The organism is Roseovarius sp. B-10 (assembly GCF_056859295.1).
Genome location: NZ_JBSXOE010000042.1, coordinates 41,079 through 63,614 on the forward strand (window position 1 = coordinate 41,079; position 22,536 = coordinate 63,614).

The following is a 22,536-nucleotide window of genomic DNA, read 5'->3' on the forward strand; positions in this document are numbered from 1 at the left end:
GGATACCCTGGCGGGGGCAGCGCCCCCATTACCTTACAACGGGATGTTGTCGTGCTTCTTCCAGGGCAGCGCGATCTTCTTGTTGCGCAAGGATGCAAACGCGCGGCTCACGCGCATGCGCGTGCTGCGCGGCTGGATCACCTCGTCGATAAAGCCGCGCTCGGCGGCGACAAACGGATTGGCGAACCGGTCCTCGTAGCTCTCGGTATGCGCCGCGATCTTCTCGGGGTCCTTGAGATCGGCGCGGTAGATGATCTCGGTCGCGCCCTTGGCACCCATCACCGCGATCTCTGCCGTCGGCCAGGCATAGTTGAAATCGCCGCGCAGATGCTTTGACGACATCACGTCATAGGCCCCGCCATAGGCCTTGCGGGTGATCACCGTGACCTTGGGCACCGTCGCCTCGCCATAGGCAAAGAGCAGCTTGGCGCCATGCTTGATCACCCCGCCATATTCCTGCCCGGTGCCGGGCAGGAAGCCGGGCACGTCCACCAGCGTCAGGATCGGGATCTCGAAACAGTCACAGAACCGCACGAACCGCGCCGCCTTGCGGCTGCTGTCGATATCAAGACACCCCGCCAGCACCATCGGCTGGTTGGCCACCACGCCCACGGTCTGCCCCTCCAGCCGGATGAATCCGGTGATCATGTTCTTGGCGAATTCCTCCTGGATCTCGTAGAAATCCGCCTCGTCCGAGATCTTCAGGATCAGCTCCTTCATGTCATAGGGCATGTTGGGGTTCTCGGGGATCAGCGTGTCGAGGCTCGCCTCGACACGCCCCGGCTGGTCAAAGAACGGGCGCACCGGCGGTTTCTCGCGGTTGTTCAGCGGCAGGAAATCCACCAGCCGCCGCACCTCGGCAAGCGCCTCGACATCGCTGTCAAAGGCCCCGTCGGCGACGCTCGACTTGCGCGTATGGGTGAGCGCGCCGCCCAGCTCCTCCGCCGTCACCTGCTCGTTGGTCACGGTGCGCACCACGTCGGGGCCGGTGACGAACATGTAAGAGCTGTCCTTCACCATGAAGATGAAATCGGTCATCGCGGGGGAATAGACGGCGCCGCCCGCGCAGGGCCCCATGATGACGCTGATCTGCGGGATCACGCCCGACGCCTCGATATTGCGCTGGAACACCTCGCCATACCCCGCGAGACTGTCTACCCCCTCCTGGATACGCGCCCCGCCCGAATCGTTGATGCCGATGACGGGCGCGCCGTTTTGCATGGCCATGTCCATGATCTTGCAAATCTTCTGCGCATGGGTGGCGCTGACCGAGCCGCCCAGAACGGTGAAATCCTGGCTGAAGACATAGACCTGCCGACCGTTGATCGTGCCCCAGCCGGTGACCACGCCATCGCCGTAGGGGCGGTTCTTCTCCATCCCGAAATCGGTGCAGCGATGCGCGACGAACATGTCGAATTCCTCGAAGCTGCCCTCGTCAAGCAGCAGCTCGATCCGCTCGCGCGCGGTAAGCTTGCCGCGCCCGTGCTGCGCGTCGATGCGCACCTGCCCGCCCCCGAGCCGTGCATCGGCCCGGCGGGTTTCGAGTTCCTGAAGGATATCTTTCATGGCGGTCCCCTTTCCTCATCGGGCCTCCCCGGCCGTCGTTGGCGCGCACCATACGCAGTCGGGACCACGGGGCCAAACGGAATCCCGCAAATTTGCAAATTGCTGCGAACAAATTCTTGAATATCTGCAAATCAGCAAATCAACCCCGGCTTTGCACCCTATGCAAATGGACATCTCCACCTCATGCGCCTAGCGTGCCGCCATGCAGTCCGAGGTCAAGGTCCGGTTTCTGGATCGCTCAACTCCACCACATATCGTCACGCTGATCCTGATGGCGGGATTGTCGGCGCTGGCGATCAACATCTTCCTGCCGTCCCTGCCCGGGATGGTGGCGTATTTTGACACCGAGTATCGGCTGATCCAGCTATCGGTGGCGCTCTATCTCGCGGTGAATGCCGGGCTGCAATTGCTGATGGGCCCGGTCTCGGACCGCTGGGGGCGGCGCCCGGTGGTGCTGTGGGGGGTCGGGCTGTTCCTCGTCGCGACGGTCGGCTGCCTGCTCGCGCAGACCGTCACGGTCTTTCTTGCCTTTCGCATGGTGCAGGCCAGCATCGTCGTGGCGATGGTGCTGTCGCGCGCCATCGTGCGCGACATGGTGCCCCAGGACCGCGCGGCCTCGATGATCGGCTATGTGACGATGGGCATGGCCGTGGTGCCGATGATCGGCCCGGCGTTCGGCGGACTGCTCGACGAGGCGTTCGGCTGGCAAGCGAATTTCTGGGCGCTCCTCGTTCTGGGCGCCGGGCTGTTCTGGCTGTGCTGGTACGATCTGGGCGAGACCGCGCCGCTCTCGGGGCGCACTCTGGCACAGCAGTTCCGCGACTACCCTGCACTTCTCACCTCCTACCGGTTCTGGGGCTACGCGCTGGCGGCGGGGCTCAGTTCGGGGTCGTTCTTCGCCTATCTGGGCGGTGCGCCCTTCGTCGGCGACCAGGTGTTCGGGCTGTCGCCCTCGCTTCTGGGGCTTTTGTTCGGGGCGCCCGCCGTTGGCTATTTCCTCGGCAATTTCGCCTCTGGGCGCTTTTCCACGCGGATCGGCGTCAACCGGATGGTGCTGTGGGGGACACTGTCCAACGCGGGTGGCATCGGGCTCAACCTCACGCTCTTCTACGCGGGCTTCGGCACGCCGCTCAGCTTCTTCGGGCTGATGATGTTCATGGGGCTTGGCAACGGCATGGTGATCCCCAACGCCACCGCCGGCGCGCTATCGATCCGGCCCGACCTCGCCGGCACGGCAAGCGGCCTTTCGGGCGCGCTGATGATCGGGCTGGGGGCCGTGCTCTCGGCGCTGGCGGGGCTGCTGCTGACGCCCGAACGCGGGGCATTCCCGCTGTTGTGGCTGATGTTCGCCACCGGGGTCGCGGGCGTCGTCACCATCCGGCTGGTCATGCGCCGCGAGCGGCGTTTGGGGCTGGCAGGCTAGAAGGCGCGGCTGATCGATCACGGCGCTCCGCGCGATCCACCCACCGTCAGGCCAAGGCCCACGAACCCCACCTCCACCCCGGGCGATTCGAAACAGCACAGCCGCCCACACCGTCCGACCTCACCGGCACATCACGGCCCCCACGGGAAATCGTGGGCCGACATCTGGCGCGAACACGACCGCGGCCAGCGCAGACCGGAAAATCGAATCAAGTCACGCGTGATTCGCATCAGGTTCCACGCCCCAGGCCGGTTGAACCTCAGGAATCGCGATGTTTCCGAGCATTTTCCAAGCTCAAATCACAACTTTCTTGGAAATCATGGGAAGTTTTGATGAATAGCATATATTGCGTTATATTGATAATTAAGCCCTAGATGAGGGAAAAATACCTGAATATTGGCACACAGTATTATTCCGAGAGGGCACACAGGGCACCAAAACATGCAGAGAAACGCAGAAAAAGATTGCTATGGGACGAATTCCCATATTATCTAGGAAACACGATGAGGACGGGATCATAGAGAGGCATCAAGACCTCCGGACAACTCCCAAGTCAGGTTTCATACAGGCACCCGGCTTCATCGAACAAAGAGTTCCGGCGCGCGGGCGAGCAGACATCCCCCCAGGTGGCGCGCGCAGTCGGACCCCCCGCTCAGGCGGGACGAGGGCGGCGGGTTGATCAGTGGCAGCAGATCAACCCGCTGTTTCGTATCCGGGGGGCGGTTTTCGGGACGCGGGGGCGCAACAAAGGACCAGCGGGACAGTGGGCCGGATATTCAGGGGCGAGAGCCTCCACAAGGTGGATGGAAAGGGCAGGGTATCGATCCCGGCCCTCTATCGCCGTGTGATAGAGGCCTCCGACCCCAACTGGACCGACGGCCTCAGCCCCGAGCTCATCATCGTCTACGGCGACCACCGCCGCAATTTCCTCGAATGCTACACGGTCGAGGCGATGCAGGAGGTGGATGCCAAGATCGCCGCCCTGCCCCGCGGCTCGAACGCGCGCAAGCATCTTCAGCGGCTGTTCCACGGCCAGAGCTTTCCCACCAGCATCGACGAAACCGGGCGGCTGGTGCTGCCCGCCAAGCTGCGCCGCAAGATCGACCTCGAGGGCGAGGCGTTCTTCATCGCCGCGGGTGACACCTTCCAGATATGGAAGCCCGAGACCTACGAGTCCGAGGAGCTGGCCAAGACCGAGGAATGGCTCGACGAGTTCCCCGACGATTTCGACCCGCTCATCCTGCTCGACAATCCCGAAGGCGCCTGAACGATGGCCGCTGCCGCTGCCACACCGCCCTCTCCTGCCCCGCACGTCCCCGTCCTTTTGCGCCCGCTGCTGGCGGCGGTGGCCCCGGTGCGCGGCACCTGGCTCGATGGCACGCTGGGCGCAGGCGGCTATGCGCGCGGGCTGCTCGACGCAGGGGCAGAGCATGTGATCGGCGTCGACCAGGACCCTCTGGCCATCGAAATGGCGCGGGACTGGGGGGCCGAATATGGCGACCGGCTCAGCCTCGTGCAGGGCAATTTCGCGCAACTTGACAGCTATGCCGACGCGCTCGACGGCGTCGTGCTCGATCTCGGCGTCTCCTCGATGCAGCTCGACCGGCCGGAACGCGGGTTCTCCTTCCAAAAGGACGGCCCGCTCGACATGCGGATGAGCCAGCAAGGCCCCACCGCCGCCGATCTGGTCAACCAAACCCCCGAGGCCCGCCTCGCCGACATCCTATTCCTCTACGGCGAAGAGCGCGCCAGCCGGCGCATCGCCCGCGCCATCGTGCGGGCGCGCACCGAGGCCCCGTTCGAGACCACCGGCGCGCTCGCGGCCATCGTGGAACGCTGCCTGCCGCGCCCCAAGCCCGGGCAGGTCCATCCCGCCACCCGCACGTTTCAGGCCATCCGCATCGCCGTCAACGACGAGTATCGCGCCCTCGTGGACGGGCTCGAGGCCGCCGAGCGCGCGCTGGTCCCCGGCGGGCGGCTCGCGGTCGTCACCTTCCATTCCATCGAGGATCGCATCGTCAAGCGCTTCTTCCAGGACCGCGCCGGACACGGCGGCGGCGGTAGCCGCCACGCCCCCGAGGCCGCGGCAAAACCCGCGCAGTTCACCCTGCCCTCGCGCAAGCCAATCGCCGCCGATGCCGACGAGTTGGACGCCAATCCGCGCGCCCGCTCGGCGCGGCTGCGCATGGGCATCCGCACCGACGCCCCACCGGGCACAAGCGACCGCACCGCGCTCGGGCTTCCCCTGCTCGCAGGAGAGAGATGATGCGCAGCCTCGTTCACGTCCTCACCGCGCTCGCCGTGATCGGCCTTGCCTTCTGGGCCTACCGCGAGAATTACCGCACCCAAGAGGCGCTCGCGCGCGCCGACACGCTGCAATCCGATATCGCCACCGCCCGCCAGCGGCTGCGGATGCTCAACGCGGAATGGGCCTATCTAAACCGCCCCGACCGGCTCGCCGCGCTGGTCGAGATGAATTACGACCGGCTCGGGCTGATGCCGCTGCAACCGCATCAGTTCGGGCGCATCGACCAGGTCGCCTACCCGCAGACCAAACCGGATTTCACCATCACGAACCCCGTCGATGTCATGAGCGACGGAGGGCGCCCATGATCCGCACCCCGCTGCGCCCGCTCGCGCGTATCCTCGATGCCCGCCGCAAGGGCGAAAACCCCGACGCGATCGAGCGCGAAAACATCCGCCTGCGCCACGAGGAAATGCGCGACCGTGCCCGCCGCCGGGCCGAGGGGCGGCTGCTGGTGCTGGCGGGGCTGTTTCTCGCCGGGTTCGCGGTGATCGGCGGCCAGATGGCGGTGCTGGCACAATCGGAACCGGCCGAACCCCGCGCCGGGGCGAGCGGCGCGCGCATCCTCGCCCAGCGCGCCGATATCACGGATCGCCGCGGCCGCGTGCTGGCCACGAATTTCGACACCTACAGCCTCTATGCCCAGCCGCAGCAGATGATCGACCCAGAGGGCGCCGCCGAACAACTGGCCGCCATCTTCCCCGACCTCGACCGCGCGCGGCTGCTGCGCGGCTTCACCGGCAAGCGCAAGTTCCTGTGGATCCGCCGCACCCTCAGCCCGGAGCAGAAACAGGCCGTGCACGACATCGGCGAGCCGGGGCTGCTGTTCGGCCCGCGCGAGATGCGGCTCTATCCCAACGGACAGATCGCCGCGCATGTGCTGGGCGGGGCGAGCTTTGGCGACGAGGGCGTCAGCGCCGCCGAGATCGTGGGCGTGGCCGGGATCGAAAAAGCGCTCGACGCGCGCCTGCGCGATCCGGCCCGCGCCCACGAGCCGCTGGCGCTATCGCTCGATCTCAGCGTGCAGGCGGCGATGGAAAAGGTGCTCGCCGGCGGCATGAGCATCATGAACGCCAAGGGCGCCGCGGGCATCCTGATGGAGGCCGACACCGGCGAGATCGTGGCCATCGCCTCGCTGCCGGATTTCGACCCCAACAACCGCCCCGCGCCGCCCGTGCAGGGTAACCCCGACGACAGCCCGCTATTCAACCGCGCGGTGCAGGGCGTCTACGAGCTCGGCTCCACCTTCAAGACCTTCACCATCGCGCAGGCGCTGGAACGCGGGCAGGTCGAACCCGACACCATGATCAACACCCAGAGCCCGATGACATGGGGGAAGTACCGGATCCGCGATTTCCACAACTACGGACGCGAGCTGAGCGTCGAAAAGGTGCTGGTGAAATCCTCCAACGTGGGAACCGCGCGCATCGCCGTCGAGATCGGGGCCGAGCGGCAGCAGGCGTTTCTGCGCACGCTGGGCTTGCTCGATCCCGTGCCGCTCGAGATCACCGAGGCCGGCGGTAGCCAGCCGCTTCTGCCGCCGAAATGGTCCGAGTTGTCGACCATGACCATCTCTTACGGGCATGGCCTTGCCATCAGCCCGCTGCACCTCGCGGCGGCCTATGCCACGGTGGTGAACGGCGGGCGGCGGGTGACGCCCACGCTCCTGCGCGATCCGGATCGCGCGCCCGGTCCGCGTGTCCTCTCCGAGACGACATCGGCCACGATGCGCGACTTGCTGCGCCGGGTGGTGACCGATGGCACCGCCAGCCTCGCCGAGGTGCCGGGCTATGCCGTGGGCGGAAAGACCGGCACCGCCGACAAGCCAAAGGCCAGCGGTGGCGGCTATCACGAGGACCGGGTGATCGCGACTTTCGCGGGCATGTTCCCGGCCCACGATCCACGCTACGTGATCGTCGTCACCCTCGACGAGCCGGTCGAGACCTCGGGCGAGGAGCCGCGCCGCACCGCCGGGTGGACCGCCGTGCCGGTGGCCGCCGAGATCATCCGCCGCACCGCGCCGCTTCTGGGCCTCAGGCCTGCGATTGAACAGGTCGGGGCGGCTGCTATAAGGCGGGCATCGAACTGAGATGACAACCGGGGTGGCAGGCGCGTGGCGCATATTCGAACACTGGCAGAACTGGGGCTGACCGCGCAGGGCGGGCGGCAGGCACGCGTCACGGCGCTCGCCACCGACAGCCGCGCGGTCGAGGACGGCGCGCTGTTCGCCGCCCTGCCCGGCACGCATACCCACGGCGCACGCTTCATCGCCACCGCGCTTGACCGGGGCGCCGGGGCGATCCTGACCGATGCCGCGGGCGCGCGCCTCGCCGCCGACGCGCTCGCGGGCTCGGATGCCGCGCTCGTCATCGCCGAGGACCCGCGCCAGACGCTGGCCTATGCCGCCGCGCTGTGGTTCGGCTCCCAGCCCGAGGTGATGGTCGCCGTCACCGGCACCAACGGCAAGACCTCGGTGGCCACCTTCACCCGCCAGATATGGGAGGCACTGGGCCTTGCCGCAGTGAACCTCGGCACCACGGGCGTCGAGGGGGCGGTGCGTGCGCCCCTGAGCCACACCACGCCCGAGCCGGTGACGCTCCATCGGCTGCTGGCGGACTGCGCAGCCCAGGGCGTCACCCATGCCGCGATGGAGGCCTCATCGCACGGGCTCGACCAGCGCCGCCTTGACGGGGTGCGGCTCGCGGCGGCGGCGTTCACCAACATCACGCAGGACCACCTCGATTATCACCCGGATTTCGCCGCCTATCTCGCGGCCAAGGCCGGGCTCTTCGACCGTGTGCTGCCCGAGGACGGGGTGGCCGTGGTCAATATCGACGACCCCCACGGCACCCACATGGCCGAGATCGTGGCGGCGCGCGGGCAGGACCTCATCACCGTGGGCCGCCGCCCGGGGGCCGATCTGCACATCACCGGCCAGCGCTTCGACGCCACCGGGCAAGTGCTCCGCTTCGACTGGGAGGATCGCGCCCACCAGGTTCGGCTCGACCTGATCGGCGGGTTCCAGGCGGAAAACGCGGCGCTTGCCGCGTGCCTCGCCATCGCCGCCGGGGCGGATGCCACCCGCGTAATCGCCGCCCTGCCCGCGATGACCACCGTGCGCGGGCGGATGCAGCTTGCCGCGACCCGCGGCAACGGCGCGGCGGTATTTGTCGATTACGCCCACACCCCCGACGCCGTGGCCACCGCGCTCAAGGCGCTGCGCCCGCACGTCATGGGCCGGCTCACCGCCATCGTCGGCGCGGGCGGCGACCGCGACCGCGGCAAGCGGCCCCTGATGGGACAGGCCGCAGCCCAGTTCGCCGACGCGGTGATCGTCACCGACGACAACCCCCGCACCGAGGATCCCGCCACGATCCGCGCCGCGGTGCGCGCGGGCTGTCCCGGCGCGACGGAGGTCGCCGACCGCGCCGAGGCGATCCTGCGCGGGGTGGACACATTGGGCCCCGGTGACGCGCTCCTGATTTGCGGCAAGGGGCACGAGACCGGGCAGGTCGTGGGCGCCGACGTGCTGCCCTTCGACGACGCCGAACAGGCGAGCCTTGCCGTCTCGGTGCTCGACGGGGGCGTGGCATGACGCTGTGGACCGCGACAGACGCCGCCGCCGCCACCGGCGGGCGCAACACGGCTGACTGGGCCGCCAGCGGCGTCTCCATCGACACCCGCACGCTTCAACCCGGTGATCTCTTCGTGGCGCTGAGCGCGGCACGCGACGGCCACGACTTCGTGGCCGACGCGCTGGCCAGGGGCGCCGCGGCGGCGATGGTCAGCCACGTCCCCGAGGGCACCCCCGCCGACGCGCCGCTCCTCGTGGTGGCCGACGTGCAGGCGGGGCTCGAGGCGCTGGGCCGCGCGGGCCGCGCGCGCACGCCCGCCCGCGTGATCGCCGTCACCGGCTCGGTCGGCAAGACCTCGACCAAGGAAATGCTGCGCGCGGTGCTGTCGCATCAGGGCCGCACCCACGCCTCGGTCCAGAGCTACAACAACCACTGGGGCGTGCCGCTGACACTGGCACGGATGCCCGCCGACACCGAATTCGCGGTGATCGAGATCGGCATGAACGCGCCGGGCGAGATCGCGCCGCTATCACGCATGGCCCGGCCCCATATCGCGCTGATCACCACCGTCGCCGCCGCCCATCTCGAGGCGTTCGACGACCTCGCGGGCATCGCCCGCGAGAAGGCGTCGATCTTTCAGGGGCTGGAGCCCGGCGGCACCGCCCTCTACCACGCCGACGTGGACACCGCCCCGATCCTGCGCGCGGCCGCCACGACCCACGCCACCCGCACCATCAGCTTTGGCCGCGCGCGCGGCGCGCATCACCGGCTGCTGTCGGCCGACCTGCACGCCACCTCCACGGTGGCGCGCGCCCGCGCCTGGCGCACGCCGCTGCTCTACAAGATCGGCACGCCGGGGCGGCACTTCGCGATGAACGGACTGGCGGTCCTGGCCTGCGTTCAGGCGCTCGGCCTCGACCGCGCGGTGGCCATCGCCGACCTCGCCGCCTGGGCCCCGCCCGAGGGGCGCGGCACGCGCGAACGGCTGGTGCTAGACCTCGCCGCCGACGGCATGAGCATCGACCTAATCGACGACGCCTTCAACGCCAACCCCGCCTCGATGGCGGCCGCGCTCGACATCCTCGCCGCCAGCCGCCCGCTCGACGACGTGGGCCGGGTGGCGCGCGGACGCCGCATCGCCATCCTCGGCGACATGCTGGAGCTGGGCCCGACCGAGACCGCGCTCCACGCCGCCCTCGCCCAACTGCCCGCCATGCAGGCGGTGGACGAGGTGCATTGCGTGGGGCCGCGGATGCGCGCATTGTGGGACGCTCTGCCCGACGCCAAGCGCGGCCACAAGGCCGCCACCGCCGAGGCACTCGCCGCACGCGCGCACCGGCTCGTGGATGCGGGCGATGTCGTGCTCGTCAAGGGATCGAAGGGCAGCCGCGTCAGCCTCGTCGCCGAGGCGCTGCGCCGCGCGGACCGCCGCCTAGAAAAGGACCAAGGCTAATGCTTTACTGGCTCACCCTCCTGTCGGATGGCGGCGACGTGTTCAACCTGTTTCGCTACATCACCTTCCGCGCGGGTGGCGCGTTCCTCACCGCGCTCACCTTCGGCTTCCTGTTCGGGCCGCCGCTCATCCTGTCGCTGCGCCGCCGCCAGGGCAAGGGGCAGCCGATCCGCGAGGACGGGCCCGAGACCCACTTCTCCAAGGCCGGCACGCCCACCATGGGCGGGCTGCTGATCGTCGGCGCGCTGGTCACCTCGACGCTGCTGTGGGCGCGGCTCGACAATCCTTATGTCTGGCTGGTGCTGTTCGTCACGCTGGCCTTCGGGCTGATCGGCTTTGCCGACGATTACGCCAAGGTCTCGCGCGGCAACGTCAAGGGCGTGCCGGGCCGGGTGCGGCTGATCCTCGGCTTTGCCATCGCGCTCGCCGCCGCGGGCTGGGCCACCTGGCACCACCCCGCCGAGTTGCAGCTTCAACTGGCGCTGCCGGTGTTCAAGGACGTGCTGGTAAACCTGGGCTGGGTCTTCATGCCCTTCGCGATGATCGTGATCGTCGGCTCGGCCAACGCGGTCAACCTCACCGACGGGCTCGACGGGCTCGCGATCATGCCGGTGATGATCGCCTCGGGCGCGCTCGGCATCATCGCCTACACGGTGGGACGCACCGACTTCACCGAATATCTCGGGCTGCACTACGTGCCCGGCACCGGCGAGATCCTGATCTTCGTCGCGGGGCTCGTGGGCGGTGGCCTGGGCTTCCTGTGGTACAACGCGCCCCCGGCGGCGGTGTTCATGGGCGATACCGGCTCGCTCGCGCTGGGCGGCGCGCTGGGCGCCATCGCCGTGGCCACCAAGCACGAGCTGGTTCTCGGCATCGTCGGCGGGCTGTTCGTGGCCGAGGCGCTCAGCGTGATCGTGCAGGTGATCTACTTCAAGCGCACCGGCAAGCGCGTGTTCCTGATGGCCCCCATCCACCACCATTATGAGAAGAAGGGTTGGGCCGAGCCGCAGATCGTGATCCGCTTCTGGATCATCGCGCTGATACTGGCGATGATCGGGCTGGCGACACTGAAATTGCGGTAGGGTCGGGGGGCGCGTCTGACCTTAAGGGGGCGGTCGGGCAAGCCGCGCATCAACGGGCCGCGGCGCGGCGATCCAACGGTCGTTCTGCCGCACTTTATGGCAGCCAAATCCGAAAAAGGCCCAAGCGGCGCGCAGGTGGCAGTCATATCGCCGGGCCGGGGGGCGGCCCATCGATGCGCGGCGGCGTGCAAGCACGCCTCGATTCCGCGCGGGGGACGCGACCCTTCCCCCATCGCCTCAAACGGGTATTGTGATCGCGAGCAGCAAGCGAACAGTTTACCGATGTTGGAAGCATTTCTGGGTTTTCCCTCTGACCACAGCAAGGAACTTGGCGGAGCCGGGGGGGGCTGGTTGCCGTACTTCTGTTCACCTGGGCCATCACCACCCACCTTAACAACCTCGCGGGTGTGCTGGTAAAACTGAACCGGGCCGCAGAGGCCCGTCCGCTGCTGGAACAGGCGCTGGCCATCTTCCGCGCCACGCTTCCCGCCGACCACCCGCATATCGGAGTGGTCGAGGGCCGCCTCGCCGCCCTCCCCGACGACTGACCTTCGCACGCCGCTCCCCCCCTGCACCCCCGTCATCCTCGGGCTTGACCCGAGGACCTCCCCGGCAACTGGTCCTCCGGCCAAGCCCGAGCATCACGCCCGCAGACGCCCCATCCACCGCGCGCCCCGTTAACCGCCCCCCTCTCCCGTCCCCCGCACCGTCGCGATACCGCCGGAATACCGACGCGACACCGACGTGCCATTTCCCCCCATCCCCCTTGTTAACCTGCCGATTCGCCCCTCCCTGCCCATCCATCCGCGCGCCCCCCGCAACCTCTCGTTAACCCGCTTGCGCGCGCCGCCCCGCCGGGGCACTCTGCCCCGCGCTGGCATATCCGAGGGGGACAGGGCGCAATGATCGAGGTTCAGGGGGTATCCGGGCGGCGCGTGGCGGTGCTGGGGCTGGGCCGCTCGGGCCTCTCGGCGGCGCGCGCCCTGATGGCCGGCGGCGCCGAGGTGGTCGCCTGGGACGACACCCCCGCCCCCCGCGACGCCGCCCAAACCGAGGGCATCGCCATCGCCGACCTCACCCGCGACGGCGCGATGGCGGGGCTCGACATGCTCATCGTCTCGCCCGGCATCCCGCATCTCTACCCCGCCCCCAACCGCGTGGTCGCCGCCGCCCTTGGCCTTGGTATCCCGGTGGATAACGACATCGGCCTCTTCTTCCGCTCGCTCGCGACCGATGCATGGCACCGTTTTGATACCCCGCCAAAGGTAATCGCGGTGACGGGAAGCAACGGGAAATCAACCACTTCCGCCCTCATCCACCATGTGCTCGACCAGGCGGGCAAGCCCGTGCAGCTAGCCGGAAATATCGGCCGCGGCGTGCTCGATCTGGACCCGCCGGGCGATGGCGGCATGATCGTGCTCGAACTCAGCAGCTACCAGACCGAGCTTGCCCGCGCCCTCACCCCCGATATCGCTGTTTTCACGAACCTTTCCCCCGACCATCTCGACCGTCACGGCGGGCTTGGCGGCTATTTCGCAGCCAAGCGGCGGCTCTTTGCCGAGGGCGGGCCCGACCGCGCGGTGATCGGCGTGGACGAGGACGAGGGCCGCTTCCTCGCCGGGCAACTGAGCGAAGCTCCCGCCGACGACCGGGTGATCCGCGTCTCCTCGGGGCAGAAGCTCTCCGGGCCGGGATGGGCCGTGTTCGCGCGCAAGGGCTTTCTCGCCGAGACCCGAAAGGGGCGGCAGGTGGGCGCCATCGACCTACGCGAGGTCAAGGGCCTGCCCGGCGCGCACAACCACCAAAACGCCTGCGCCGCCTACGCCGCCTGCCGCGCCGCGGGGCTTGCCCCGCGCGTGATCGAGCAGGGCTTTCACAGCTTTGCCGGCCTGCCCCATCGCAGCCAGCTCGTGGCCGAAACGGGCGGCGTGCGGATCGTTAACGACAGCAAGGCCACCAACGTCGATGCCGCGCTCAAGGCCCTCCTCGCCTTCCCCCGCATCCGCTGGATCTGCGGCGGGCTGGAAAAAGAGGGCGGCCTCGCCGCCCTCGCCCCCGGCCTGCCCCACGTGGTCAAGGCCTACGTGATTGGGCGCGAGGCGGCGCAGTTCGCGCTCGGCCTCGACGGGGTGGAGGCGGCGATCTGCACCACCATGTCCGCCGCCGTCGCCGCCGCGATGGCCGAGGCCGAACCGGGCGAGGTGGTGCTCCTCGCCCCCGCGGCGGCGAGCTTTGACCAGTATGACAATTTCGAACGGCGCGGTGAAGATTTCATCGCCGAGGTGCGCACACGGCTTGGCACCGACGGGAACTCGGCAGCGGGGGGATGAGCTTGGGAGGCTGGGTTCGGCCTTGAGCGGTCGTTGCGGTGAGCGGCGCCGGGACCAAATCCCAAACGTCCGCTCAAGGCCAACCGGGCCTGTCCCCCGTACCCCTCACCCCGCCCGCATCCAGCGGTGCATCACGTCGCCGCCCAAGGGCCGCGTCTCGACCAGCTCGAACCGGGGCGCCTCGTCGAGCCGTGACAGACCAAGCGCGCCCAGCCCCGGCAAGCCCTCGGCGCCGATGGCAAGCCCGGCGGTGAAGCCTACCAGTTCATCCACCAGCCCCGCCGACATCAGCGACGCCGCCAGCGCCCCACCGCCCTCGCACAGCACCCGCGTGAGGCCCGCCGCCCCCAGCGCGCGCAGCACCGATCCCGGCTCCACCTGCCCCGCCACCACCGCGCAGGGCAGCAACCGCGCACCCAGCCCCTGCCACGCCGCGGCGAGCTCCGGATCGACCCCGTCGCCGTGGCACAGCCACAGCGGCGCCTCGCCCGCGCTCTGCGCCAGCTGCCACGTCAGCGGCAGGTCGAGCCTGCGCGACACCACCACGCGCACCGGTTGCCGCCGCACGCCCATGCCGCGCACCGTCAGCATCGGATCGTCCGCCCGCGCCGTGCCCGCCCCCACCATCACTGCGTCGTGGCGCGCGCGCATGGCATGGACCGCGCGCCGCGCCTGCGGGCCGGTGATCCATTGACTGTGCCCCGAGGCGGTGGCGATCCGCCCGTCGAAGCTCGTCGCCAGCTTGAGCGTGACCATGGGCCGCCCCTCGGCATTGCGCAGCAGGAACCCGGCGTGGTCGCGCGCCGCCTCCTCTGCGAGCACGCCGGTCTCCACTTCGATCCCGGCGGCGCGCAGCGCGGCAAAGCCCTGCCCCGAGACGCGCGGATCGGTATCGTCGAAGGGGGCGACCACCCGCGCCACACCCGCCGCGATCAGCGCCTCGGCGCAGGGCGGGGTGCGCCCGTGATGCATGCAGGGCTCCAGCGTGACATATGCGGTGGCCCCGCGCGCTGCCGCGCCGGCCTGCGCCAGGGCCAGCGGTTCGGCATGGGGCCGCCCGCCGGGTGCCGTCACCCCGCGCCCGAGGATGCGCCCGTCACGCACGATGACACAGCCAACGGCCGGGTTGGGCGCGCATTGCCCCATCCCCCGCCGCCCAAGCGCCAGCGCCAGCGCCATGAAGCGAGTATCGTCGTGGGGCACGCCGTCAGTCTTTTGCCTGCGCGCCGTCATCGGGGCGCAACTCGCTCACAAAGCGGTCGAAATCGTCGGCAGCCTGGAAATTCTTGTAGACGCTGGCAAAGCGGACATAGGCCACGGTATCGATCCGCGCGAGCGTCTCCATCACGATCTCGCCGATGGTCTTGGAGGGGATGTCGGTGTCGCCCATGCTCTCTAGCCGGCGCACGATGCCAGAGATCATCTGCTCCACGCGCTCGGGCTCTATAGGGCGTTTCTGCATGGCGATGCGGATCGAGCGTTCGAGCTTGTCGCGGTCGAAATCCTCGCGCCGCCCGTTGGTCTTGATCACCACGAGGTCGCGCAACTGCACGCGCTCATAGGTGGTGAACCGGCCGCCGCAGCCCGGGCAGAACCGCCGTCTGCGGATCGAGACATGCTCTTCCGCGGGGCGGGAATCCTTGACCTGCGTGTCGATATTTCCGCAAAACGGGCAGCGCATCCCCGTCCCCCTTTTCTTCTCTGCCTCTTGGATCGTGGGTCTGCCGCCCGGTTATCCACAGGCACTATAGGGCAGCCGCAAGGTTTTGGGTAGGGGGGATTTGCCGCCCCCAGATCAAGGGGGGCGATGCACGCGTTACTTGCGCAGTCGCATGAAGGCGCGCGGCCCCCGCAGGTCGCGCAACGACCCCAGGATCGCGTGCCACAGACTTGGCTCATCCCGTTCGCGGTGGTGCGACCGTGGTGCGCGATACCACGCGGAATCAAAGAGCGGCATCAGCACCGCCTCGTCCAGCACCCACCGGCCACACCGCCCCTCCTGTCGGTCAGCGCGTTGATAGTCGAGCCACCGGTCGAGCGTATCGCGGCACCCCAGCCGACCGTCGGGTTGCGGCAGGTAAAAGCCGCTGTTGATGCGCAGGCAGATGTTGTCGAGATGGCGCGCGACCGCGCGATACCCGTCCGGCACATGCGGCTTGGGCAGGTAGTTGAACCGCTCGGGCGCGCCGCGAAAGAACACGCACAGCGCGGTCGCGAGATCGACATCGCGGCGCGCCATGATCCGCCCTAGCCCGTCGCACGGGCCCTCCGACCAGTCGACCGAGTTCAGCGCCACCGCGAGGGCGTCACCCGACAGGGGCTCCAGCCTGCCAATCTCCGAGCTTGTCTCATCACTCCGCGCGTGGGCCGACAATTGTTTTGTCATGTGCAATCATCCTTTGAAATTCAGCAGCCTGCGCAGGCTCTGGCCGCAACACGCGATTTCTTTGGAACAATCGTGGCAACGATGCGGCAGAAACGGGCGGGTTGTGAACAGAGTGTTCACACCGGAGTGTTCGTGCCGAATTTCCCCTTTGGCCCCGCGGCGCGCGCGGCTAGGCTTTATGTATGTGGTCCCGCATCCTTACCGCGCTATCGGCGCCGAAACCCGCCCCGCTGCCCGAGCCCGACGAGCGGCTCGCCCTCGGGGCACTGATGGTGCGCATCGCCAAGTCAGACCGCGACTATGCTCTGGCTGAAATCAAGCGAATCGACCGGTTGCTCGCGGCGCTTTACGGGATCGGACCGATCGAGGCGGCGCGCATGCGCGCGACGTGCGAGCGACTCGAACGCGCCGCCCCGGACACCGACCGTTTCGGCCACATGATCCGCGACCGCGTCACCATCGACGCGCGCCGCGCCGCGCTCGAAGCCCTGTGGGACGTGGTGTTGTCGGACGGAAACTGTGCGCCTGAAGAGGTCGCCGTGCTCGACCTCGCGCGCGACGCAATGGGTCTGGGCGAGGACGACAGTTCCGCGGCACGCGCGCGCATCGAGGGGCGGGGACAGGACTAACGCAAACGTGATTACGGGCACCGACGAATCAGGAAAAGCCCCTGCCATCCGACAGGATTGCCGCTGAACTGGAAACAATTACACGTCTTTGAACGGATTGATCCTGTTTTGTAGACGACGACACTAACCATTTGCCTCGTATGGCGGCAGACATCTGCACATGGGACCGACGGCCTTGTATTGGAAACAATCGCGCCCCTGTTGCCCGGCAGAACGCGTGAAAGCCAATGTATACGCCTGATTTTCTAGGTATTGGCGCAATTTTTGGGCATGTTGTGCGAAACAATCCCGCCGGGAAATCATGGCAAGATCATGGCAAAGATGGCGAAAATCGTTCGAAACCTGCTGTTTGCGGGCCCAATTATGACAAGATTCTTCTTGGGCTAACGTTTGCACTCACGTAAAACAGTCTCAGCCCAACTGGGGGGTCATGTTCATAGGTCACGGGGGCGACCGCTTGTATCCGCTGCGCGATCCGTCGCGCATTCGGAGGGGTGATCGCCAGACTGCCGGTCTTTTGACCGGCGTCTACAGCCTCACGGCACTGCCGTGACGCCAGGCCATTTCCCTCACGTTCGCGGTTACGACGGTCGTCCAGGCCTTTCGGCATATTCATCGGTCCGGGGCAGAGGATTCGAACGTCGGAGAACCGGTCGTCCCGGCCGCTTCGCGAGATTGGAGTTGTGACATGGCGATGCACAGGGTCGAACGTGAAAACGGTGCATACCTGTTTGTCGACTTGTTTCTCGACGTCCCCCAGAATAACCGCAACAGCGACGCCGATGGCCACGAGGACATGCCTGTTGGCCAGCATTGGCAAACACCTGTCCCGTTTGACGAAGCTCTAGGTGCTGCCCGGCGGGCTGGCAATTTCGTCCGACTTGGGCTCCTTCCAGACAGCGCGCACGGCGCGCCCGGCCATGACGAACACGGGGGCCGCGCCGTGGCAGAGCGGACAGGCCGCAGCCAGTTGCGCCGCCCGGTCGGCGAGAGCAGCGGCCATCGCCGGATGCGCGCCCAGCCGGTCGCGGCGCAGGATGTCCGCGTGGCTCTGCCAGCCCTCGCGATGGGCACGGCGCAGAATCCGGCCCAGACGACCGCCCGCATGAAGGACTGCGCGAGCACGCAGATCGGCGATGTAAGCGGATGGGTCATCGGTATCCCGCGGGTCAAGACCCGCAGCGATGATATCCAGCATCTCCTCGGGCGGCACTGGCCATGTCTCGTCGTTCATAAGGCGGACGAAATCCTCAGCCCCCGGACCGCGGCCGGCGTCCTCGAAATCGAACCAACGCACCCTCCCGGCGGCGTCCAGCACGGCGTTGCCCGCGCGGCAGTCACCCCGCACGAACCCGGCAGGGGCAACGGCCATCGCCTCGGTCACCAGAGTGCGGTCCATGGCCGGCGGCTCCGCGCCGAGCGCGTGTGCCAGCGCCGCGATCATGTCCAGACGGCGACCGGTGATCTGGGCATCGAGCCCAACCGCAGGCAGCGCAGGCTCCTCGGCCAGCCCGGCCGTTACCGCCGCACGCTGCACCGAAAGAATCGAGGCGACCGCGCTCTGACCCAATATGCGCCGCTGCCGGATGTCGGCGCGATGTGCCGCGACACTCAGGCGGTCGCGGCCAAGATCGGACTGGATCGTCAGTTCACCCTCGGCGGCCAGAAGGCGCGGAACCGCGTCGGTCAACGGTGCCAGCCGGGTCAGGACCAGCCGCTCGCGTGCGGCTCGCTCCGGGTCTGGGCGGCGGGTGACAATCACTGTGGCGTCGGACAGATGAATTCGCCAACTGGCCTGATCGCGCGCGGCGGGTGCGGTGATGCGCAACACCCGCCGACCCAGCAGCTTAGAGACCCGTCGAGCGATCTCGGCGGCCTCCGCCTCGGTTTCGCCGTCCGTCATGGCACTCTCCCTCAGTCAGTATCTTGCCTGTCCGGCCAGGCAGCACCGCCTCGCCGCGCATGGGGTGGTCGAAACGCGTCGAGCGCACATGCCGCTGCTTTTTCCGGCAGTCTTAATCGCTTTTCACATCGTCCGGAAGAGATGTGTGGGGACCAGTTGTTGCCGGGGGAAAGCGTTGTTGGCAACCACGACCTGTCGGCACGCATGACAGCCCGCAGGTCGAAGCATGAATCTACGGGTCTGGAAACAGAAGGATTTCGCAAATGAGTGGTTTTGGATATGGATCGGGCTCGGGATCGGGCTCAAGCTCGGGATCGGGATCGGGATCGGGGATAGGCCCGAACGGGATTGTCGACGGAACAACAAACGATGATGTGATCCTGCCGCTCTTCATCGATGTCGATGGCGACCAGGTCGACGGCGCTGACGGCGACGACGATGTCATTTTCGCCTATGAGGGCGACGATTACGTCGATGCCGGTGCTGGCAACGATACGGTCGAAGGTGGACAAGGCGCCGACACGCTGTCCGGCGGCGAGGGCACCAATATCCTGCGCGGCGGCGACGAGGACGACGTCTTCATCGGCGGCGCCGGTGCCGACAAGTTCGACGGCGGCCGCGACGAGGACGTGATCGACTACTCCGGCTCCGGCGCGGCCGTGAATGTGGACCTCTCCACCTCCAGCCTGTCGGGCGGAGATGCCGACAACGACACGATCATCGGCGGCATTGACGGCGTGATCGGCTCGGACTTTGACGACGTGCTCACCGGGTTCGACCATCAGGGAACCTCGGACCCGGACGTGTACAGCAACTTCTTCGATGGCGGCGCCGGCGACGACACGATCGACGGGCGCGGCGGCGATGACGTCCTGATCGGCGGGGACGGCAGCGATTCGATCCTCGGCGGGGACGGCAACGACACGATCGACTCCTCGGGCAACACCCCGCTTCCCGATGACGGCTTCGGCATCGCCGTGCCCCCGGATCCCGACCCGAACAATGACCGCGACTTTGTCGATGGCGGCAGCGGTGACGACTCGATCACCACCGGCGATGACGCGGACACGATCCTCGGCGGCACCGGCGACGATACCATCGATGGCGGGCTGGATGACGACTACATCGAGGGCAACGACGGCCACGACGAGATTACCGCCGGCGAGGGCAGCGATACCGTCTTCGGCGGCGACGGCGATGACACGATCTATGGCGGCATCAACGATCCGTTGGCCAACATCCCCGATCCCATTGATCCCGAACTGGACAATGGCGACGACTCGCTCGTCGGCGGCAAGGGCGATGACCTCATCTTCGGCGAGGACGACAACGACACCCTCGAGGGTGGCGACGGCAACGATACGCTCCACGGGGGTGTCGATGACGACACGCTGATCGGGGGCGCCGGTGCCGACAGCATGACCGGTGGCGCCGATCGCGACACGTTCATCATCACCTCGGTCTCCGACGCGAATGGCGACATCGTCGATGGCGGCACCGGCGGCGATGATTTCGACACGCTGGACCTGACCGGGTTGGGACCGTTCGTGAAGGTGGGCGAAACCACCGATCCCGACGGCGACTCCACCAGCGGCACGATCAATTTTCTCGACAGCCCAGGCGGGAGCATCACCGGCACGCTCACCTACAAGGAAATCGAGAACATCGTCCCATGCTTCACCCCCGGCACGCGGATCGCGACGCCGCGCGGAGAGGTGGCGGTCGAGGATCTGCGCGAAGGCGACCGGGTCATCACCCGCGACAACGGCTTGCAGGAAATCCGCTGGGTGGGTGCGCGTGCGCTCGGGGCCGCAGACATGGAAACAGCGCCGCATCTTCGGCCCGTGCTGATCCGCGCCGGTGCTCTCGGCCACGGCCTGCCCGAGCGCGACATGCTCGTGAGCCCGCAGCACCGCTTGCTGCTCACCTCCGAGCGTGCCGCGCTTTATTTCGGCGAACGCGAGGTCCTGGCAGCGGCCAAGCACCTCACCGGGATGGAGGGGATTGACGAGGTCCGTGCCAACGGCACGACCTACATCCACTTCATGTGCGACCGCCACGAGGTGGTGCTATCCGACGGGGCCTGGACCGAGAGCTTCCAGCCCGGCGAGCAGGTGCTCGACGGCATGGGCGATGCCTCGCGCGAGGAAATCTTCACCCTGTTCCCCGAATTGCGGGAAAGCACGGGCGTCGAGGCCTACCAGGCCGCGCGCCGCTCTCTCAAGCACCACGAGGCCCGGCTGTTGGTGGAGTGATCCCGCGCTGCCAACGCGAATCCGCCTTATGGAAAGCAAAAACAATCCCGGCCAATGCGCCGGGATTGTCTCTATTTTGGAAACCCATGCGCTGGAATTGCAGCCATCGGACGCCCCCCGGGCGCGTGCTTGATCCACACCGGGGGCTGTGTCACAGTTTCGCCTTGGCCGCTCCTTAACCAGAACAGGAACCGCGGCCAGTGCTGGTTCCCGTCGCGTTTGCGCGCGTTCACAGGGAATTTGCAAGTCGAGGGAACCATGCGCCACGTCTTCCTGCCCATCTGCCTGGTCCTCGGCGCCTGTGTTCCCGCCTCGTATCAGTCGGATACCGCGTCGCGCGCAGCGCCGTCACACGACAGCGCGCTGCCCCCGATGAAGAGCTTCTCGGCCCCGAGCCCGGTGCCGCCGCAACGCGCGAACCGCGACATCCTACGCGACTTTCTCGATCTCGCCTTCCAGATGGAATCGGGGCGGATGCTCCGTCAGTTCTCCCGCTTCGAGGGTCCCATCACCGTGCGCGTGACCGGTGATGTGCCGATCACGCTGATGGCCGATCTCAACCGGGTGATACACCGGCTGCGCGACGAGGCACGGATCGACATCCGCCGCGTCTCGGGTGGAGCGGCCAACATCACCATCGAGGCGGTGAGCCGCGGCGACATCCGCCGCAACCTTCCAAGCGCGGCCTGTTTCGTGGTGCCCAATGTTGACAGCCTCGCCGAATACCGGCGTGCACGCGGTACACAAGCCACGGATTGGACCCGCATCACCCGGCGCGAGAAGATCGCGATCTTCGTGCCCAACGATGCCAGCCCGCAGGAAACCCGCGATTGCCTCCACGAGGAGCTGGCGCAGGCGCTCGGGCCCCTCAACGATCTCTACCGGCTTTCCGACAGCGTGTTTAACGACGACAACGTGCACGCCGTTCTGACGGGCTTCGACACGCTCATCCTGCGCGCCTACTATGCACCCGAACTGCGCGCGGGCATGTCCCGCCAAGAGGTGGCGCAGCGCCTGCCCGCGATCCTCAGCCGCCTCAACCCCGCAGGCGACCGGATCGCGCCGCGCTTCGCCGGTCCGACGCCACGCGCCTGGATCGACGCGATCCAGACCGCGCTCGGCCCCGGCGCGCACGCATCCGCGCGCCGCGCCGCCGCGATCGACGCCGTGCGCATCGCGCAGACCATCGGCTGGACCGACCACCGCCGCGCCTTCAGCCATTTCGCGCTGGGGCGTCTCGCCCAATCCAGCGACCCCGACTTCGCCCGCGAGCAATTCGTGATCGCCGACAGATTCTACGCCACGATGCCCGGCACCGGGCTGCACCGCGCCTACGTGGCGGCACAACTCGCCAGCCATGCCATCGCCCGGGGTGACGGCGAGGAGGCGCTCGAAATGCTGACCCCGCAGGTGGCCGTGGCGGAACGGTTCGAGAATGCCGCGCTCGTCGCCACGCTCAAGATGCTCCAGGCCGAGGCGCTCGAGATCGAGAACCGCGTCGCCGAGGCCCGGTCGGTCAGGCTGGACAGTCTCGGCTGGGCGCGCTACGGCTATGGGGCGGACTGGGCCGTGCAGGCCAAGCTCCGCGAGGTGGGGGCGCTCAATCCTCTCAGGGGACCGAACGGATAG

18 protein-coding genes are annotated in these 22,536 nt (G+C 67.8%); 13 read left to right on the forward strand and 5 right to left on the reverse strand.

Features of this window, described 5'->3' with window-relative positions; all coding sequences use genetic code 11:
* Positions 1–33 precede the first annotated feature (33 nt).
* The gene (locus AC13D8_RS17980) at positions 34–1,566 is read right to left on the reverse strand and encodes an acyl-CoA carboxylase subunit beta (protein WP_482969984.1); all 1,533 of its coding nucleotides are present in this window, start codon (positions 1,564–1,566) and stop codon (positions 34–36) included.
* Positions 1,567–1,768: 202 nt separating this feature from the next.
* Between AC13D8_RS17980 and AC13D8_RS17985 the strand changes: the two genes are divergently transcribed.
* From AC13D8_RS17985 to murD, 10 genes are all read left to right on the forward strand, one after another.
* Complete coding sequence (locus AC13D8_RS17985; RefSeq protein WP_482969985.1) at positions 1,769–2,989, forward strand: multidrug effflux MFS transporter; 1,221 nt, start codon at positions 1,769–1,771, stop codon at positions 2,987–2,989.
* A 763-nt stretch (positions 2,990–3,752) separates the two neighbouring features.
* Entirely contained in the window at positions 3,753–4,256 is a 504-nt protein-coding gene (gene mraZ / locus AC13D8_RS17990; RefSeq protein WP_129432415.1) for a division/cell wall cluster transcriptional repressor MraZ, read from the forward strand.
* Between the two features lie 3 nt (positions 4,257–4,259).
* Positions 4,260–5,255, forward strand: a complete 996-nt coding sequence (gene rsmH / locus AC13D8_RS17995; RefSeq protein ID WP_482969986.1) for a 16S rRNA (cytosine(1402)-N(4))-methyltransferase RsmH — start codon at positions 4,260–4,262, stop codon at positions 5,253–5,255.
* Complete coding sequence (ftsL, locus tag AC13D8_RS18000; RefSeq protein WP_206735513.1) at positions 5,255–5,602, forward strand: cell division protein FtsL; 348 nt, start codon at positions 5,255–5,257, stop codon at positions 5,600–5,602. The genes rsmH and ftsL overlap by 1 nt, the downstream gene beginning before the upstream one ends.
* The gene (locus AC13D8_RS18005; RefSeq protein ID WP_482969987.1) at positions 5,599–7,383 is read left to right on the forward strand and encodes a peptidoglycan D,D-transpeptidase FtsI family protein; all 1,785 of its coding nucleotides are present in this window, start codon (positions 5,599–5,601) and stop codon (positions 7,381–7,383) included. The genes ftsL and AC13D8_RS18005 overlap by 4 nt, the downstream gene beginning before the upstream one ends.
* Positions 7,384–7,407: 24 nt before the next feature.
* Positions 7,408–8,889: a UDP-N-acetylmuramoyl-L-alanyl-D-glutamate--2,6-diaminopimelate ligase gene (locus AC13D8_RS18010; protein ID WP_482969988.1), complete on the forward strand. Its 1,482-nt coding sequence runs from the start codon at positions 7,408–7,410 to the stop codon at positions 8,887–8,889.
* Positions 8,886–10,322 carry a UDP-N-acetylmuramoyl-tripeptide--D-alanyl-D-alanine ligase gene (locus AC13D8_RS18015; RefSeq protein WP_482969989.1) on the forward strand — a complete coding sequence of 479 codons (1,437 nt, stop codon included), beginning with the start codon at positions 8,886–8,888 and terminating at the stop codon, positions 10,320–10,322. The genes AC13D8_RS18010 and AC13D8_RS18015 overlap by 4 nt, the downstream gene beginning before the upstream one ends.
* Positions 10,322–11,404, forward strand: coding sequence for a phospho-N-acetylmuramoyl-pentapeptide-transferase (mraY, locus tag AC13D8_RS18020; protein WP_129432421.1), 1,083 nt, complete (start codon positions 10,322–10,324; stop codon positions 11,402–11,404). Before AC13D8_RS18015 ends, mraY begins: the two co-directional genes overlap by 1 nt.
* 377 nt (positions 11,405–11,781) lie before the next feature.
* Positions 11,782–11,952 (forward strand): tetratricopeptide repeat protein, encoded by a 171-nt coding sequence (locus tag AC13D8_RS18025; protein WP_482970162.1) that lies wholly within the window; start codon positions 11,782–11,784, stop codon positions 11,950–11,952.
* A gap of 354 nt (positions 11,953–12,306) precedes the next feature.
* Positions 12,307–13,734, forward strand: a complete 1,428-nt coding sequence (gene murD, locus AC13D8_RS18030; RefSeq protein WP_482969990.1) for a UDP-N-acetylmuramoyl-L-alanine--D-glutamate ligase — start codon at positions 12,307–12,309, stop codon at positions 13,732–13,734.
* Between the two features lie 105 nt (positions 13,735–13,839).
* On the opposite strand, the gene ribD is transcribed toward murD, so the two are convergent.
* From ribD to AC13D8_RS18045, 3 genes are all read right to left on the reverse strand, one after another.
* On the reverse strand, positions 13,840–14,967 hold the full coding sequence (ribD, locus tag AC13D8_RS18035; RefSeq protein WP_482969991.1) for a bifunctional diaminohydroxyphosphoribosylaminopyrimidine deaminase/5-amino-6-(5-phosphoribosylamino)uracil reductase RibD: 1,128 nt from the start codon (positions 14,965–14,967) through the stop codon (positions 13,840–13,842).
* Positions 14,942–15,415, reverse strand: a complete 474-nt coding sequence (nrdR, locus tag AC13D8_RS18040; protein ID WP_129432424.1) for a transcriptional regulator NrdR — start codon at positions 15,413–15,415, stop codon at positions 14,942–14,944. Before nrdR ends, ribD begins: the two co-directional genes overlap by 26 nt.
* Before the next feature lie 135 nt (positions 15,416–15,550).
* Entirely contained in the window at positions 15,551–16,120 is a 570-nt protein-coding gene (locus AC13D8_RS18045) for a hypothetical protein (RefSeq protein ID WP_482969992.1), read from the reverse strand.
* Positions 16,121–16,302: 182 nt separating this feature from the next.
* Between AC13D8_RS18045 and AC13D8_RS18050 the strand changes: the two genes are divergently transcribed.
* Positions 16,303–16,749, forward strand: a complete 447-nt coding sequence (locus AC13D8_RS18050; protein WP_482969993.1) for a tellurite resistance TerB family protein — start codon at positions 16,303–16,305, stop codon at positions 16,747–16,749.
* An 844-nt stretch (positions 16,750–17,593) separates the two neighbouring features.
* Here AC13D8_RS18050 and AC13D8_RS18055 read toward each other — a convergent pair.
* Entirely contained in the window at positions 17,594–18,652 is a 1,059-nt protein-coding gene (locus AC13D8_RS18055; protein WP_482969994.1) for an aminoglycoside phosphotransferase family protein, read from the reverse strand.
* Between the two features lie 263 nt (positions 18,653–18,915).
* Between AC13D8_RS18055 and AC13D8_RS18060 the strand changes: the two genes are divergently transcribed.
* Together AC13D8_RS18060 and AC13D8_RS18065 are read left to right on the forward strand one after the other, a co-directional pair.
* Positions 18,916–20,907, forward strand: a complete 1,992-nt coding sequence (locus tag AC13D8_RS18060; protein WP_482969995.1) for a Hint domain-containing protein — start codon at positions 18,916–18,918, stop codon at positions 20,905–20,907.
* A gap of 258 nt (positions 20,908–21,165) precedes the next feature.
* A complete protein-coding gene (locus AC13D8_RS18065) occupies positions 21,166–22,536 on the forward strand; it encodes a DUF2927 domain-containing protein (protein WP_482969996.1) in 1,371 nt (456 codons plus the stop codon).

Coding starts and splice junctions, on each gene's coding strand:
- AC13D8_RS17980 (WP_482969984.1), bottom strand. CDS start 1,566: ATGAAAGATATCCTTCAGGAACTCGAAACCCGCCGGGCCGATGCACGG.
- AC13D8_RS17985 (WP_482969985.1), top strand. CDS start 1,769: ATGCAGTCCGAGGTCAAGGTCCGGTTTCTGGATCGCTCAACTCCACCA.
- rsmH (WP_482969986.1), top strand. CDS start 4,260: ATGGCCGCTGCCGCTGCCACACCGCCCTCTCCTGCCCCGCACGTCCCC.
- ftsL (WP_206735513.1), top strand. CDS start 5,255: ATGCGCAGCCTCGTTCACGTCCTCACCGCGCTCGCCGTGATCGGCCTT.
- AC13D8_RS18005 (WP_482969987.1), top strand. CDS start 5,599: ATGATCCGCACCCCGCTGCGCCCGCTCGCGCGTATCCTCGATGCCCGC.
- AC13D8_RS18015 (WP_482969989.1), top strand. CDS start 8,886: ATGACGCTGTGGACCGCGACAGACGCCGCCGCCGCCACCGGCGGGCGC.
- mraY (WP_129432421.1), top strand. CDS start 10,322: ATGCTTTACTGGCTCACCCTCCTGTCGGATGGCGGCGACGTGTTCAAC.
- murD (WP_482969990.1), top strand. CDS start 12,307: ATGATCGAGGTTCAGGGGGTATCCGGGCGGCGCGTGGCGGTGCTGGGG.
- ribD (WP_482969991.1), bottom strand. CDS start 14,967: ATGACGGCGCGCAGGCAAAAGACTGACGGCGTGCCCCACGACGATACT.
- nrdR (WP_129432424.1), bottom strand. CDS start 15,415: ATGCGCTGCCCGTTTTGCGGAAATATCGACACGCAGGTCAAGGATTCC.
- AC13D8_RS18045 (WP_482969992.1), bottom strand. CDS start 16,120: ATGACAAAACAATTGTCGGCCCACGCGCGGAGTGATGAGACAAGCTCG.
- AC13D8_RS18050 (WP_482969993.1), top strand. CDS start 16,303: ATGTGGTCCCGCATCCTTACCGCGCTATCGGCGCCGAAACCCGCCCCG.
- AC13D8_RS18055 (WP_482969994.1), bottom strand. CDS start 18,652: ATGACGGACGGCGAAACCGAGGCGGAGGCCGCCGAGATCGCTCGACGG.
- AC13D8_RS18060 (WP_482969995.1), top strand. CDS start 18,916: ATGAGTGGTTTTGGATATGGATCGGGCTCGGGATCGGGCTCAAGCTCG.
- AC13D8_RS18065 (WP_482969996.1), top strand. CDS start 21,166: ATGCGCCACGTCTTCCTGCCCATCTGCCTGGTCCTCGGCGCCTGTGTT.